Origin of the sequence: Streptomyces sp. NPDC017943 (genome assembly GCF_044328425.1) — a bacterium.
GTDB lineage: Bacteria > Actinomycetota > Actinomycetes > Streptomycetales > Streptomycetaceae > Streptomyces > Streptomyces djakartensis_A.
The window spans coordinates 429,336-443,616 of record NZ_JBIRHH010000004.1; the positions used below are offsets into that span (position 1 = coordinate 429,336).

The 14,281-nt window shown below is 71.5% G+C and carries 12 protein-coding genes and 1 pseudogene; 8 read left to right on the forward strand and 5 right to left on the reverse strand.

Going from position 1 to position 14,281, the window contains the following annotated elements; all coding sequences use genetic code 11:
- Nucleotides 1–226, forward strand: a pseudogene (locus ACH4C6_RS15545) (hypothetical protein); the annotation flags it as partial.
- Between the two features lie 7 nt (nt 227–233).
- Complete coding sequence (locus ACH4C6_RS15550; protein WP_398109099.1) at nt 234–491, forward strand: hypothetical protein; 258 nt, start codon at nt 234–236, stop codon at nt 489–491.
- 84 nt (nt 492–575) lie between these two features.
- Here ACH4C6_RS15550 and aspS read toward each other — a convergent pair whose 3' ends face one another.
- Nucleotides 576–2,339 (reverse strand): aspartate--tRNA ligase, encoded by a 1,764-nt coding sequence (aspS, locus tag ACH4C6_RS15555; RefSeq protein WP_398109100.1) that lies wholly within the window; start codon nt 2,337–2,339, stop codon nt 576–578.
- A gap of 157 nt (nt 2,340–2,496) precedes the next feature.
- Between aspS and ACH4C6_RS15560 the strand changes: the two genes are divergently transcribed.
- Both ACH4C6_RS15560 and ACH4C6_RS15565 read left to right on the forward strand, forming a co-directional pair.
- Nucleotides 2,497–4,635, forward strand: coding sequence for a SpoIIE family protein phosphatase (locus ACH4C6_RS15560; protein ID WP_398109101.1), 2,139 nt, complete (start codon nt 2,497–2,499; stop codon nt 4,633–4,635).
- A gap of 134 nt (nt 4,636–4,769) precedes the next feature.
- Nucleotides 4,770–5,543, forward strand: coding sequence for a hypothetical protein (locus tag ACH4C6_RS15565; protein ID WP_398109102.1), 774 nt, complete (start codon nt 4,770–4,772; stop codon nt 5,541–5,543).
- Nucleotides 5,544–5,549: 6 nt separating this feature from the next.
- Here ACH4C6_RS15565 and ACH4C6_RS15570 read toward each other — a convergent pair whose 3' ends face one another.
- Together ACH4C6_RS15570 and ACH4C6_RS15575 are read right to left on the reverse strand one after the other, a co-directional pair.
- Nucleotides 5,550–6,527: a pirin family protein gene (locus tag ACH4C6_RS15570; protein WP_398109103.1), complete on the reverse strand. Its 978-nt coding sequence runs from the start codon at nt 6,525–6,527 to the stop codon at nt 5,550–5,552.
- 217 nt (nt 6,528–6,744) lie between these two features.
- A complete protein-coding gene (locus ACH4C6_RS15575; RefSeq protein ID WP_030245078.1) occupies nt 6,745–7,209 on the reverse strand; it encodes an SseB family protein in 465 nt (154 codons plus the stop codon).
- A 204-nt stretch (nt 7,210–7,413) separates the two neighbouring features.
- On the opposite strand from ACH4C6_RS15575, the gene ACH4C6_RS15580 reads away from it, so the two are divergent.
- From ACH4C6_RS15580 to ACH4C6_RS15590, 3 genes are all read left to right on the forward strand, one after another.
- Nucleotides 7,414–9,240 (forward strand): acyl-CoA dehydrogenase, encoded by a 1,827-nt coding sequence (locus tag ACH4C6_RS15580; protein WP_398109104.1) that lies wholly within the window; start codon nt 7,414–7,416, stop codon nt 9,238–9,240.
- Between the two features lie 78 nt (nt 9,241–9,318).
- Nucleotides 9,319–10,656: a M18 family aminopeptidase gene (locus tag ACH4C6_RS15585; protein WP_398109105.1), complete on the forward strand. Its 1,338-nt coding sequence runs from the start codon at nt 9,319–9,321 to the stop codon at nt 10,654–10,656.
- 87 nt (nt 10,657–10,743) lie between these two features.
- On the forward strand, nt 10,744–10,971 hold the full coding sequence (locus tag ACH4C6_RS15590; RefSeq protein WP_398109106.1) for a DUF6458 family protein: 228 nt from the start codon (nt 10,744–10,746) through the stop codon (nt 10,969–10,971).
- Nucleotides 10,972–11,021: 50 nt separating this feature from the next.
- Here the strand turns inward: ACH4C6_RS15590 and ACH4C6_RS15595 are convergent, their stop codons facing one another.
- Nucleotides 11,022–12,854 carry an NHL domain-containing thioredoxin family protein gene (locus ACH4C6_RS15595; RefSeq protein ID WP_398109107.1) on the reverse strand — a complete coding sequence of 611 codons (1,833 nt, stop codon included), beginning with the start codon at nt 12,852–12,854 and terminating at the stop codon, nt 11,022–11,024.
- A gap of 98 nt (nt 12,855–12,952) precedes the next feature.
- Between ACH4C6_RS15595 and ACH4C6_RS15600 the strand changes: the two genes are divergently transcribed.
- Nucleotides 12,953–13,444 carry an LURP-one-related/scramblase family protein gene (locus ACH4C6_RS15600; protein ID WP_398109108.1) on the forward strand — a complete coding sequence of 164 codons (492 nt, stop codon included), beginning with the start codon at nt 12,953–12,955 and terminating at the stop codon, nt 13,442–13,444.
- A 21-nt stretch (nt 13,445–13,465) separates the two neighbouring features.
- Here the strand turns inward: ACH4C6_RS15600 and ACH4C6_RS15605 are convergent, their stop codons facing one another.
- Nucleotides 13,466–14,266: a carbon-nitrogen family hydrolase gene (locus ACH4C6_RS15605; RefSeq protein WP_398109109.1), complete on the reverse strand. Its 801-nt coding sequence runs from the start codon at nt 14,264–14,266 to the stop codon at nt 13,466–13,468.
- Nucleotides 14,267–14,281: the final 15 nt, after the last annotated feature.

Consider the following 14,281-nt stretch of genomic DNA (forward strand, 5'->3'; position numbering starts at 1 on the left):
CGAGCAGACCTACCTCGAAGGCAAAGCCGACGGGAAGGCGGAAGCCAAAGCCGAGAATCAGGCCGAGCTCATCCTCCGCGTGCTCCAGAAGCGAGGAATCCCCCTCACCCCCGACGACCGCGCACGCATCACCACCTGCACCGACCTCGACACCCTCACCCGATGGTTCGACCGGTCCCTCACGGCCGCGTCGGCGGCCGACCTCTTCGCCGACGCCGAAGACTGAGCCGAGCATGGTCGCCACCTACTTCCCGGGCAGGGGAACCCTCTTCGAGCAGACCTACCTCGAAGGCAAAGCCGACGGGAAGGCGGAAGCCAAAGCCGAGAATCAGGCCGAGCTCATCCTCCGCGTGCTCCAGAAGCGAGGCGTCCCCCTCACCCCCGACGACCGCGCACGCATCACCACCTGCACCGACCTCGACACCCTCACCCGATGGTTCGACCGGTCGCTGACCGCCGTCGGTGCGCACGAGGTCTTCTCCGCGGAGTGAGCGCGGGGCGCGGACAGCACAGCGGCCCGGGACCGTTTCCGGTTCCGGGCCGCTGCGCTGCTCGGCGTGCTGGTGCTCCGCGGGCTACTTCGGCTGCGGCTTCCGCACCGACAGGTGCAGTTCCTTCAGCCGGGCCTCCTCCAGCTCCGTCGGCGCGCCCATCATCAGGTCCTGGGCGTTGCCGTTGAGCGGGAAGGCGATCGTCTCGCGGATGTTGGGCTCGTCCGCGAGGAGCATGACGATGCGGTCGACGCCCGGCGCGATGCCGCCGTGCGGCGGGGCGCCGAAGCGGAAGGCGCGCAGCATGCCGGCGAACTTCTCCTCGACGGTCTCCCGGTCGTAGCCGGCGATCTCGAACGCCTTCAGCATGATCTCCGGCTCGTGGTTCCGGATCGCGCCGGAGGACAGCTCGACGCCGTTGCAGACGATGTCGTACTGCCAGCCCAGGATGTCCAGCGGGTCCTGGGTCCGGAGGGCTTCCAGACCACCCTGCGGCATCGAGAAGGGGTTGTGCGAGAAGTCGATCGCGCCGGTCTCCTCGTCCTTCTCGTACATCGGGAAGTCGACGATCCAGCAGAACCGGAAGACGCCGTCCTCGAACTGCCCGGCGCGCTTGGCGGCCTCGACCCGGACCGCGCCCATGATCTTGGAGACCTCGTCGAACTCGCCCGCGCCGAAGAACACCGCGTGACCGGCGGCCAGCGAGAGCCGCTTGGTGAGCTCCGCGACGTTGTCCTCGGTGAGGAACTTCGCGATCGGACCGGTCAGCAAGCCGTCCTCGGCGACACGGACCCAGGCCAGGCCCTTGGCGCCCTGCGAGACGGCGTAGTCGCCGAGCTGGTCGAAGAACTTGCGCGGCTGGCCGGAGACGTCCGGCACCGGCAGGGCGCGGACGTGCTTGCCGGCGAACGCCTTGAACTCCGAGCCCTCGAAGATGTCGGTGATGTCGACGAGTTCGAGCTGGGCGCGCAGGTCGGGCTTGTCGGAGCCGTACTTCAGCATCGCCTCGCGGAACGGGATCCGCGGGAACGGCGAGGTGACGTGACGGCCGCCGCCGAACTCCTCGAAGAGCTCGGTCATCAGCTTCTCGACGGGCTGGAAGACGTCCTCCTGCTCGACGAAGCTCATCTCGATGTCGAGCTGGTAGAACTCGCCCGGCGAACGGTCGGCGCGGGCGTCCTCGTCACGGAAGCAGGGCGCGATCTGGAAGTACCGGTCGAAGCCCGAGATCATCAGCAGCTGCTTGAACTGCTGCGGAGCCTGGGGCAGGGCGTAGAACTTGCCCGGGTTCAGCCGGGAGGGGACGACGAAGTCGCGGGCGCCCTCGGGGGAGGTCGCGGACAGGATCGGCGTCGCCATCTCGTTGAACCCGAGGGCGACCATCTTCGAGCGGATCGAGGCGATCACCGACGACCGCAGCATGATGTTCTTGTGCATGCGCTCGCGCCGCAGGTCGAGGAAGCGGTACTCCAGGCGCCGCTCCTCGTTGACGCCGTCCTCGGTGTTGATCGTGAACGGCAGCGGGGCCGCCGCACCGAGCAGCTCGACCTCACCGACCTCGACCTCGACCTCACCGGTCGGCAGCTCGGGGTTGATGTTCTCGGCACCGCGGGAGACGACCTTGCCGTCCACACGGACGGTCGACTCCTTGGAGAGCTTGTCGAGGGCCTCGTAGGCGGGGGTGCCGGGACGGGCCACGAGCTGCGTGATGCCGTAGTGATCGCGCAGATCGATGAAGAGGATGCCGCCCAGGTCGCGCCGATTGTGCAGCCAGCCACTCAGCCGGACGTCGGTGCCGACGTCAGAGGCGCGGAGCTCGCCGCAGGTGTGGGACCTGTACCGATGCATCGTCGTTCATCCAGTCTTCGCTGATCGGGGTCTGTGTTTCACGTGAAACTGGTCCCCAGCGTACCGGGCAGGTGAAGATCGGCTCTCCCCCGTTGTGCATCGCGCACGGGTCCGCCTTCGGTGGCAGTCTTCGAGCGCCTCTTCTTAAAGTGGGGCAATGCGCACTGGCGAGCCCCTGCCCGCCGTGGGGGAGGCACTGGCCGCCCTCGCGACCGGTCTGTGGCAATGGGACACCGCCACCGGGCTGGTCACGGTCGACGCCGAGGCGGCACGGCTGCTCGGGCTGCCCGCCGAGCAGGTCACGCTCACCGAGGCCCAGGCCCGGGCCCGGCTGCACCCGGTGGACTGGAACGAGATCACCGGCGTGGTCCAGCTGGCCGTCGCCGAGGCCACCCTCGCCGAGGTCCGCATCCGGATCATGGACGAGCAGGGGCAGGTGGTCCGGGTCGTGCGCAGCCGCTCCAAGCCGACCTTCGACCGCGCCCGCAAGGCGTACCTGCTGATCGGCACCCTCCAGGAGGTCACCGAGCCGACGCCGGGCACCCCAGCGGGGCGCAGCGCGGTCACCGGCGACTGGCGGCGCTCGCGGGAGGCCTTCCTGCTGGACGCGGGCCGGGCGCTGGCGGAGGCGCGCTCCACCCAGGAGGTCCTGCGGGTCACGGCCAATTTGTCGATGCCGGGCTTCTCACCGGACGGGCTGGCGGTGTTCGGGGTGGAGGGCGACCGGCTGACGGTCATCGGCCACCACGGCCAGCAGCGGGGCACCGAGAACCCGTTCTCGGACATGCCGCTGGACACGGACTACCCGGCCGCGGAGGTGGTGCGCACGGGCCGGGCGGTGTACCTGTCGTCGGCCCAGGAGTACAAGGCCCGCTACCCCCTGACGTGGCCGCTCGCCGAGCGGTTCGGGCGCCGCTCCTGGGCGTTCCTGCCGCTGACCGTGGCCGGCCGCACGATGGGCGCGTGGATGGCGGCCTTCGCCTATCCGGTCGCCTTCACGCCGGACGAGCGGTCCGTGCTGGCGACCGTGGCGCGGATGCTGGCGCAGGCGCTGACCCGGGCCGGGCTGGCGGAGAGCGAGCGGGCGCTGACCGACGGGCTCCAGCGCACGATGCTGCCGAGGCTGGGACCTCAGCGCATCCCGGGCATGAGCGTCGCCGCCCGTTACGTGCCCACCGGCGGCGGCCTCCAGGTGGGCGGTGACTGGTACGACGTGATCCCGCTGCCCAGCGGACGCTTCGCGCTGGTCATCGGGGACGTCCAGGGCCATGACGTCCGGGCGGCGGGCCTGATGGGGCAGCTGCGCATCGCCCTGCGCGCCTACGCCTCCGAGGGGCACCGCCCCGACGCCGTGCTGTCCCGGGCCTCCCGCTTCCTGCACGGCATCAGCGACGAGGACCCGTACGACCCGCGCTTCGCGACCTGTGTCTACGTCGAGGTCGATCCGTCGTCGGGGGTGCTGGACATCGCCCGGGCGGGCCATCCGGACCCGGCGATCCGGATGGCCGACGGCACGGTGCTGACCCGGCCGACCTCGGGCGGGCTGCCGCTGGGCATCGACCCGGACGCCGACTACCCGACGACCCGGCTGGTGCTGGAGCCCGGCGAGACCATGCTGATCTGCACGGACGGCCTGATCGAGACCGGCGGCCACGACCTGGACACCGGCTGGCGGCGGCTGCGGGCGATCCTGGAGGAGCACACGGGGGACCTGGAGGAGCTGGCCGACACCCTGGTGCAGGCCGTGCACGGGCCGTCCTCGCACCACACCATCGGCCCGCTGGCCGACCGCCGCGAGGACGACATCGCCATGCTGCTGCTGAGCCGGGAGGGCGGGGGCTGCGGCTGCGGGGACACCCGGGCGGCGACGCCGCCGGTGCGGCGCTCGGTGCTGACGGTGGCGCAGGCGGAACCGGAGCGGGTCGCGGTCGCCCGGCAGCAGCTGCGGGAGCTGCTGCACGACTGGTCCTCGCCGGACCAGATGGACTCGGCGGTGCTGCTGCTGTCGGAGCTGCTGACGAACGTCCTGGTGCACACGGACTCCGACGCGCTGCTGGTCGTGGAGTTGACCGGCGCCGTGGGGGAGCGGCGGCTGCGCGTCGAGGTGACGGACGCCGGCGACGACCTGCCGCACAAGCGCAGGCCGGGCGAACTGGCGTCCTCCGGCCGCGGCCTGGTCCTGATCGAACTGCTCGCGCACGCCTGGGGGGTGGAGCCGCGGGGCGAGGGCAAGAGCATCTGGTTCGAGCTCTACGAGTCGGTGAACGGCTCGGGCGAGGGCGCGTGGACGCCGTGACGATCCCCCCGGCGTCAACCCAGTGACGCCGATACACCCTTTCGTGTGACCACCGGGTGAGTGACGACGACGCCCTTCACACCACCTGCACGATGTGTGCCCTGGCCGCTTCCGACCGCAGGCAAGGAAATCGCATGGGCAAGTCCGCATCCCGTGAGGAACGGGGCAGGAGTTCCTCCTTCTCGATGTCGTACGAGGGCGGGCGGCGCGACCCCTCCACGCACGTCAAGCTCGGACGTCTCTCCTACAAGGGCCCCGCCACCGCCGTGGTGGCCCTGGCCGTGGTGGCGGCCGGTGGCGTGGTCGGGTACCAGCTGCTCGCCGGTCAGGACGGCTCCGGCGGCACGGGGTCCGGGCCGGGGACGAGCGTCTCCTCGGGCCCCGAGGCGGCGAAGGACACCGGCGGGCCGGACGCGGGCGGAGCGGGCCCGGGCCCGCAGGCCGCGGACGCGGGCGCCACCTCGGCACCGCCCGCGTCCGGCTCGTCGGCCACCGGCGGGTCCGGCCGCGCCACTCCCGCCGCCGACGGCGGGCCGGCGGCGGGAGCCGTCCGGGAGCACCGCAAGGTGGTGCTGCGGTCCGCGTCCAACATGGACCTGGACTTCGCCGACGCGGTCTCCGACATCACCTTCACGATGCCGTCCGGCGGCAACGGCTGGTCCCTGGTCGGCGACAGCGGCGACCTCGCCACCGTCGACGGCCCGGCGACCGCCGAGAGCTGCGCGGCGGCCACCGACTTCGGCTTCACCATCGACCGGAAGAACATCGCCAAGGGCCTCACGGCCTGCGTGCTCACGGACGAGAACCGGGTGGCGGCGATCACCGTCCTGGGCTGGCAGAAGGACGACAACGGCCTGTCGTCGGTCACCATGGACGTCACCCTGTGGGAGAAGCCCGAGGCGCCATGACGCCCGTCAGCCCTGGGGGCCGCTCTCGGTCATGCCGTGCACCGCGGGGACCGTGCCCAGCCGGCCCTTCTGGAAGTCCTCGAAGGCCTGCATGAGCTCGTCCTTGGTGTTCATCACGAACGGGCCGTAGTGGGCCATCGGCTCCCGGATGGGCTGCCCGCCGAGCAGGACGACCTCGAGGTCCGGGGTGTGGGAGTCCTGCGTGGCGTCCGCGCGGACGGTCAGCGAGGAGCCCGCGCCGAAGACGGCGGTCTGCCCGGCGTGGACCGGACGGCGGTCCGCGCCGACGCTGCCGCGCCCGGCCAGGACGTACGCCAGGCCGTTGAAGTCCTCGCGCCACGGCAGGGTCAGCTCCGCGCCCGCCGCCACCGTCGCGTGGATCATCGTGATCGGCGTGTGGGTGATGCCGGGGCCCTGGTGGCCGTCCAGCTCACCGGCGATGACCCGCAGCAGCGCGCCGCCGTCGGGGGTGGTGAGCAGCTGGACCGAGCCGCCGCGGATGTCCTGGTAGCGCGGGGCCATCATCTTGTCCTTGGCCGGGAGGTTCACCCACAGCTGCAGGCCGTGGAAGAGCCCGCCGGACATCACCAGGTGCTCCGGAGGGGCCTCGATGTGCAGCAGGCCCGAGCCGGCCGTCATCCACTGGGTGTCCCCGTTGGTGATCGTGCCGCCGCCTCCGTTGGAGTCCTGGTGGTCGAAGATCCCGTCGATGATGTAGGTGACGGTCTCGAAGCCGCGGTGCGGGTGCCAGGGGGTGCCCTTGGGCTCGCCCGGCGCGTACTCCACCTCGCCCATCTGGTCCATCATGATGAACGGGTCCAGGTAGCGGTAGTTGATGCCCGCGAACGCCCGGCGCACCGGGAACCCCTCGCCCTCGAAACCGCTCGGAGCGGTCGTGACGGCGAGCACGGGACGTGCCACGGCGTCGGCGGGCGCGGTCACGCGGGGCAGGGTCAGCGGGTTCTCGACGGTCACAGCAGGCATGTCGGTTCCTCCTCGGGTACGCCCAGTTTAGTTGAGCGTTGAACTTTCTGCCACCCCCAACCACGGAACCCGGGACCGCATTCCCGGCCGGGGGACGGCGCAGCGAACCACGGGGGACCTGCACGACGAAAGGCCGCCACCCCTGAACGGGACGACGGCCTCCGGACACCCGGCCGCCCGGCGCGGCGGCCGGGCCTGTGCACGGCAGCGGCGGCCTCTAGCCGTACATCCGCCGCATCGCGAACTCCACCATCTGCTCCACGGCCTTCGCGTCGAACACCATGCGGTGCTCGCCCTCCATGTCGAGGACGAACCCGTAGCCGGTCGGCAGCAGGTCCAGCACCTCGGCACCGGTGATCACGAAGTACTTGGACTCCTTGCCCGCGTACCGGCGCAGCTCCTTGAGGGTGCTGAACATGGGGATCACCGGCTGCTGGGTGTTGTGCAGCGCGAGGAAGCCGGGGTTGTCACCGCGCGGGCAGTACACCTTCGAGGTGGCGAAGACCTGCTGGAAGTCCTCGGCGGCCATCTGCCCGGTGGTGAAGGCGCGCACCGCGTCCGTGAGCGAGGGCGGGGACGGCTCGGGGTACAACGGCGGCTGCTGCCCGTATCCGCCGGACATCGGCTGCTGCGGAGGGGCGTACTGCGCTTGCGGGCCCGCTGTCTGGTCGTAGCCGTACATGGGCGCAAGCGTACCGAGCGCGGCGTCGCGGGGGTGCCGGTACGCCGGGCCCTTGACCGTCCCGGTGGGACCTGTCACAGATGACCGGGTGGGGTTGCGTCTTATTACTGACGGGTAGCATCATCGTAGCTACTTGTTGGTACGTGAACTAGCGCGAGGATCCAGTGCCTCGCCGATCTCTCTACGGAGCCGGGAGCCGTCGCCATGGGGCACTACAAGTCGAATCTCCGCGACATCGAGTTCAACCTCTTCGAAGTACTCGGGCGCGACAAGGTGTACGGCACCGGCCCGTTCGAGGAGATGGACGTCGAGACCGCCAAGAGCATCCTGGAGGAGCTGACCCGCCTCTCCGAGAACGAGCTGGCCGAGTCCTTCGCCGACGCCGACCGCAACCCGCCGGTCTTCGACCCGGAGACCAACACCGCGCCGGTCCCGGCCTCCTTCAAGAAGAGCTACCAGGCCTTCATGGACTCCGAGTACTGGCGCCTCGGGCTGCCCGAGGAGATCGGCGGCACCACCTCGCCCCGCTCCCTGATCTGGGCCTACGCCGAGCTGATCCTGGGCGCCAACCCGGCCGTGTGGATGTACTCCTCGGGCCCCGCCTTCGCCGGCATCCTCTTCGAGGAGGGCAACGAGGTCCAGAAGCACATAGCCAAGATCGCCACGGAGAAGCAGTGGGGCTCCACGATGGTGCTCACCGAGCCCGACGCGGGCTCCGACGTGGGCGCCGGCCGCACCAAGGCCGTGCAGCAGGAGGACGGCTCCTGGCACATCGAGGGCGTGAAGCGCTTCATCACCTCCGGTGAGCACGACATGTCGGAGAACATCCTCCACTACGTGCTGGCCCGCCCCGAGGGCGCCGGACCCGGCACCAAGGGCCTGTCCCTCTTCCTCGTCCCGAAGTACCTCTTCGACTTCGAGACCGGCGAGCTCGGCGAGCGCAACGGCGTCTACGCCACCAACGTCGAGCACAAGATGGGCCTGAAGGCCTCCAACACGTGCGAGATGACCTTCGGCGACAAGCACCCCGCCAAGGGCTGGCTGATCGGCGACAAGCACGACGGCATCCGCCAGATGTTCCGCATCATCGAGTTCGCCCGCATGATGGTCGGCACGAAGGCGATCTCCACGCTGTCGACCGGCTACCTGAACGCGCTGGAGTACGCCAAGGAGCGCGTCCAGGGCCCCGACCTCGCGAACTTCATGGACAAGACCGCGCCCAAGGTCACCGTCACCCACCACCCGGACGTCCGCCGCTCGCTCATGACGCAGAAGGCGTACGCCGAGGGCATGCGCGCGCTGGTGATGTACACCGCCTCGATCCAGGACGCCATCCAGATCAAGGAGGCCACCGGCGAGGACGCCACCGCCGAGCACGCGCTGAACGACCTGCTCCTGCCCATCGTCAAGGGCTACGGCTCCGAGAAGGGCTACGAGCAGCTCGCCCAGTCGCTGCAGACCTTCGGCGGCTCCGGCTTCCTCCAGGAGTACCCGATCGAGCAGTACATCCGGGACTCCAAGATCGACACCCTCTACGAGGGCACCACGGCGATCCAGGGCCAGGACTTCTTCTTCCGGAAGATCGTCCGCAACCAGGGCACCGCGCTGAACGGCCTGGCCGAGGACATCAAGAAGTTCCTCGCCCTCGGCACGGGCGGCGAGGAGCTGGCCGGCGCCCGCGAGCACCTCGCCAAGGCCGCCGTCGAGCTGGAGGCCATCGTCGGCCTGATGCTCACCGACCTCGCCGCCACCGAGCAGGACGTCAAGAACATCTACAAGGTCGGGCTCAACACCACCCGCCTGCTGATGGCCTCCGGTGACGTCGTCGTCGGGTACCTGCTGCTCAAGGGCGCCGCGATCGCCGCCGAGAAGCTGGAGACCGCGACCGCCAAGGACAAGGCCTTCTACACCGGCAAGATCGCCGCCGCGAAGTTCTTCGCCGCCAACGTCCTGCCGGGCGTCACCCTGGCCCGCAAGGTCGCCGAGGGCGTCGAGCTGGACCTGATGGAGCTGGACGAGGCCGCGTTCTAGACCTCGCTCCCGTCCCGTGTACGAGGGCCTGTTCCCCACCGTGGGGAACAGGCCCTCGTCCGTCGTTAAGGTGAAGCCATGACCCAACCTGCCCGCCCGTCCTCCCCCGCGAGCGCCCCGCGCGCGACCCGCCCCTTCGACCGCGGCCACACCGACGACCTCATGGCCTTCCTCGCGGCGAGCCCCTCGCCGTACCACGCCGTGGCCAACGCCGCCGAGCGGCTGGAGAAGGCCGGGTTCCGGCAGGTCGCCGAGACGGACGCCTGGGACGGGACGAGCGGCGGCAAGTACGTGCTGCGCGGCGGCGCGATCGTCGCCTGGTTCGTGCCGGAGGGCGCCGCACCGCACACGCCGTTCCGGATCGTCGGCGCCCACACCGACTCCCCCAACCTGCGCGTCAAGCCCCGGCCCGACAGCGGGGCGCACGGCTGGCGCCAGGTCGCCGTGGAGATCTACGGCGGGCCGCTGCTCAACTCCTGGCTGGACCGCGACCTCGGCCTCGCCGGCCGGCTGACCCTGCGCGACGGCTCCACCCGCCTGGTGAACGTCGACCGGCCCCTGCTGCGCGTCCCGCAGCTCGCCATCCACCTGGACCGCACGGTCACCGCCGACGGCCTCAAGCTCGACAAGCAGCGGCACCTCCAGCCCGTCTGGGGCCTCGGCCACGACGTGCGCGACGGCGACCTCATCGCCTTCCTGGAGGAGAGCGCCGGCATCCCGGCGGGCGAGGTCACCGGCTGGGACCTCATGACCCACTCCGTCGAGCCACCCGCCCATCTCGGCCGCGACCGCGAACTCGTCGCCGGGCCCCGCATGGACAATCTGCTGTCCGTGCACGCCGGGACCGCCGCCCTCGCCGCCGTGGCCACGGCCGCGACCGCGCCCGCCTCCATCCCCGTCCTGGCCGCCTTCGACCACGAGGAGAACGGCTCCCAGTCCGACACCGGCGCCGACGGGCCCCTCCTCGGCAACGTGCTGGAGCGGTCGGTCTTCGCCCGCGGCGGCACCTACGAGGACCGGGCCCGCGCGTTCGCCGGCACCGTCTGCCTGTCCTCCGACACCGGCCACGCCGTCCACCCCAACTACGCCGAGCGGCACGACCCGACGCACCACCCGCGGGTCAACGGCGGGCCCATCCTCAAGGTCAACGTCAACAACCGCTACGCCACCGACGGTTCGGGCCGCGCCGAGTTCACGGCGGCCTGCGAGGCGGCCGACGTGCCGTTCCAGTCGTTCGTCTCCAACAACTCCATGCCCTGCGGCACCACGATCGGCCCGATCACCGCCGCCCGGCACGGCATCCGCACCGTCGACATCGGCGTGGCCATCCTGTCGATGCACAGCGCCCGCGAACTCTGCGGCGCCGACGACCCGTTCCTGCTGGCCAACGCGCTGACGGCGTTCCTGGAGAGGTAGAACGGCCCCTCACCGCATGGGTGTTCGCCTCCGGGGTACCCGGTGTTCGGGACCGGAACGTCCGGACCGTACAGGGAGGCGACACTCATGGGCCTCGGCGGATGCATCATCCTCATCGCCGTGGGAGCCATCCTCACGTTCGCGACCGACTGGGACATGCAGGGGGTCAACCTCGACCTGGTCGGCATCATCTTCATGATCGTCGGACTGATTGGCGTCACGGTGTTCAGCAGCATTTACCGGCGCAGGCGCGTGGTCGTGCCGCCCCCCACGGCTCAGGTCGTGGACGACCCGGCGGCCCGCCGCGACGGCTAACACGGCGGATACGGCGTCTGACACAACCGCTCAGGCGGTGTCGGACCCGGTCAGGCGGTGTCCGTCCCGGTCAGCACCAGCGACAACCGGTCCGTTCCCGAGCCGTCGAGGCGCACGGGCACGTCCCAGTCCCGCCGGTGCACATGGCAGGCGGGGTGCGCGGTGCCCGGGTCGTCGTCGCAGGAGACGGCCCGGGCGGAGACATGCAGCACGCCCTGCCGCACGGCGGGGTCGAGCGCGAGGGTGCGGGACAGATCCGTCCCCGCGCCCTGCCCGTCGCGCAGCAGCTCCGGCGGGGTCGCCGAGACGGCCAGCCGGGTCGCCGGGCCGTTCCCGGTGTCCGGCCTCTGCCCCGGCGGCACCTCGAACACGACGTCCAACCGGAGCCGCCCGGCGGCCACTTCGGCCACCTCCCGCCGTCCAGGACGGGCCGCGCCGGGTGCTTCGGTCACCTCCCGGGGCAGCCGCAGCCGGGTCAGCCGGTGCCGGGCCGACTCGACGACCACGACCTCCTCGCCCACGACCACCGCGGCGCCGGCCTCGCGCAGGTCCGTGGCGAGGGTCGTCACCTCGTCCGTCACCGGGTCGTAGCGCCGCAGGGCGTGGTTGTAGGTGTCGGCGATCGCCACCGAGCCGTCCGGCAGGGCGGTGACGCCCAACGGGTGCTGGAGCAGGGCCTGTCCGGCGGGGCCGTCGCGGTGCCCGAAGGCGAACAGGCCGGCGCCGACGGCGGTGTGCACGGAGCCGTCCGGATCCACCCACCGCAGGGCCGAGGTCTCGGCGTCCGCCACCCACAGCCGCCCGGGTGCGGCGGCCAGTCCCGACGGCTGCGCGAACAGGGCCCGGCTGCCCGGCCCGTCGACCAGCCCCTCCTCCCTCGTCCCGGCCGCGACGGCGACCGTGCCGTCCTCCGGGTCGTACACCCACAGCTGGTGCACCCCGGCCATGGCGATCCACAGGCGGCCCCGCCACAGGGCGACGTCCCAGGGCGAGGACAGGTCCACCTCCCGGGCCGGGCCCGAGACCGGTGCCCCCCGCCACCACTGCCGACCGGTGCCCGCGAGGGTGGTGACCTCACCGCTGGCGAGGTCCAGCCGCCGCAGGGCGTGGTTGACGGTGTCGGCGACCGCCACGGATCCGTCGCCGAGCAGGGCGAGCCCCTGCGGCTCGTCGAACGCGGCCTCCTGCGCCCCGCCGTCCCGGAACCCCCGCGCACCGGTCCCGAACCGGCGCACCACGCTCTCGCCGTCCCCGGCCAGCTCCACCAGCCGGTGCCGGGCGGTGTCGCTCACCAGGAGGTTCCCGCCCGGCAGCAGGAGTGCCTTGCCGGGGAAGCGCAGCGCCGTGGGCCGCTGCGGCGGTGCCACGTACGGGACGCCGCCGCGCCGGAGCGTGCCCTTCGCCGCGTGCTCCGCCTCCAGCTCCCCCACCAGCCGCTCGATGGCGCGCACGTGCCCTTCCCCGGCGTGCTGGGCGACCACGTACCCCTCGGGGTCGACCACCACCAGCGTCGGCCAGGCCCGCACGGCGTACTGCGTCCAGGTGGTCAGCTCCGGGTCGTCGAGCACCGGGTGCCTCACCCCGTAGCGCTCCACCGCGTCCACGACCGTGCGGTGCTCGGCCTCGTGCGGGAACTTCGGCGAGTGCACCCCGATGACGACGACGGTGTCCCGGTGGCGGTCCTCCAGTTCCCGCAGCTCGTCGACGACGTGCAGGCAGTTGATGCAGCAGGAGGTCCAGAAGTCGAGCAGGACGATGCGTCCGCGCAGTTCGGCGAGGCTGTACCGCCGCCCGCCCGTGTTGATCCAGCCGCCCGCACCGGTGAGCTCGGGGGCGCGGACGCGGGCCCGGCGGCGGACGGGCGCGGGTGCGGGATCGGCCATGTGTCCAGCTTGCCACTCCGGCCGGCGCGGCCCGCCCGGCTCAGCCCGTCGGCCTAGCGGCCGCGTCGCCCGGGCGGCGACGGGGAAGCCCTCGTGTCATGAGATTCCTCGTGTACGACCGGCTCCTCGGCTTCGGCGACGACTACTGGATCGAGGACGAGCACGGCTCCAAGGTGTTCCTCGTCGACGGCAAGGCCCTGCGGCTGCGGGACACCTGGGAGCTGAAGGACGCCCAGGGCACCGTCCTGGTCGACATCCACCAGAAGATGCTCGCCCTGCGCGACACGATGGTGCTCCAGCGGGCCGGGGAGCCGCTGGCGACGATCCGCCGCAAGCGCCTGTCCCTGCTGCGCAACCACTACCGCGTGTCCCTGGCCGACGGCAACGAGCTGGACGTCAGCGGCAAGATCCTCGACCGGGAGTTCGCCGTCGAGTACGACGGGGAGCTGCTGGCGGTGGTCTCCCGCCGGTGGCTGACCCTGCGGGACACCTACGGGGTGGACGTCATCAGGGAGGACGCGGATCCCGCCCTGCTCATCGCGGTGGCGGTGTGCGTGATCCACCTGGCGGAGAAGGAGCGCGAGGACTGAGCCCGCTGCCGGCCGGGGCCGTCACGGCCGCCGGCGCGGGGGCTCCAGGCCGAGCAGCCGGTCCTTCAGCGCGGGGAACTGCTCCCGGGTGGCGGCGACCTTGCCCGGGTCGAACTCCACCGTCAGGACCTCCTCGCCGGCCCCGGCCTCGGCCAGGACCTCGCCCCACGGGTCCACCACGATCGAGTGACCGGCCTGGGGAACTCCGGCGTGGGTCCCGGCCGTTGCGCACGCGACGACGAACGCCTGGTTCTCCACCGCCCGTGCCTGCGCGAGCAGCGTCCAGTGGGACCGGCGGCGCTCCGGCCAGCCCGCCGCCACCACGAGCGTCTCGGCGCCGGCGTCGACGAGACCGCGGAAGAGTTCGGGGAAGCGGAGGTCGTAACAGGTCGACAGGCCCAGGGTGGTGACGGGCAGACGGACCGTCACCAGCTCCGACCCGGCGCCCATCAGGACGGCCTCGCCCTTGTCGAAGCCGAAGCGGTGGATCTTGCGGTAGGCGGCGGCCAGCTCGCCGGAGGGCGAGAAGACGAGGGAGGTGTTGTAGAGGGGGCCCTCGGGGTCCCGCTCGGGGATGGAGCCGGCGTGCAGCCAGACGCCCGCGTCGCTCGCCGCCTTGGCCATGGCCTCGTGGGTCGGGCCTTCGAGCGGTTCGGCCTCGGTCGCGAACGCGTCGTAGGCGAAGGCGCCGGTGGTCCACAGCTCGGGGAGGACGACGAGGTCGCTCCCGGCCTGTTCGCGCACCATCGCGGCGGCCCGCCGGCGGCGCGATTCGACCGATTCGCCCTCATCCACGGCGATCTGGATCACAGAGGCGCGCACACTACCACCGTCCTG

Excerpts from the sequence above, each read along its gene's own strand:
- ACH4C6_RS15560 (WP_398109101.1), top strand. The coding sequence starts at position 2,497 with ATGCGCACTGGCGAGCCCCTGCCCGCCGTGGGGGAGGCACTGGCCGCC.
- ACH4C6_RS15565 (WP_398109102.1), top strand. The coding sequence starts at position 4,770 with ATGGGCAAGTCCGCATCCCGTGAGGAACGGGGCAGGAGTTCCTCCTTC.
- ACH4C6_RS15580 (WP_398109104.1), top strand. The coding sequence starts at position 7,414 with ATGGGGCACTACAAGTCGAATCTCCGCGACATCGAGTTCAACCTCTTC.
- aspS (WP_398109100.1), bottom strand. The coding sequence starts at position 2,339 with ATGCATCGGTACAGGTCCCACACCTGCGGCGAGCTCCGCGCCTCTGAC.
- ACH4C6_RS15550 (WP_398109099.1), top strand. The coding sequence starts at position 234 with ATGGTCGCCACCTACTTCCCGGGCAGGGGAACCCTCTTCGAGCAGACC.
- ACH4C6_RS15570 (WP_398109103.1), bottom strand. The coding sequence starts at position 6,527 with ATGCCTGCTGTGACCGTCGAGAACCCGCTGACCCTGCCCCGCGTGACC.
- ACH4C6_RS15600 (WP_398109108.1), top strand. The coding sequence starts at position 12,953 with ATGAGATTCCTCGTGTACGACCGGCTCCTCGGCTTCGGCGACGACTAC.
- ACH4C6_RS15585 (WP_398109105.1), top strand. The coding sequence starts at position 9,319 with ATGACCCAACCTGCCCGCCCGTCCTCCCCCGCGAGCGCCCCGCGCGCG.
- ACH4C6_RS15595 (WP_398109107.1), bottom strand. The coding sequence starts at position 12,854 with ATGGCCGATCCCGCACCCGCGCCCGTCCGCCGCCGGGCCCGCGTCCGC.
- ACH4C6_RS15575 (WP_030245078.1), bottom strand. The coding sequence starts at position 7,209 with ATGTACGGCTACGACCAGACAGCGGGCCCGCAAGCGCAGTACGCCCCT.
- ACH4C6_RS15590 (WP_398109106.1), top strand. The coding sequence starts at position 10,744 with ATGGGCCTCGGCGGATGCATCATCCTCATCGCCGTGGGAGCCATCCTC.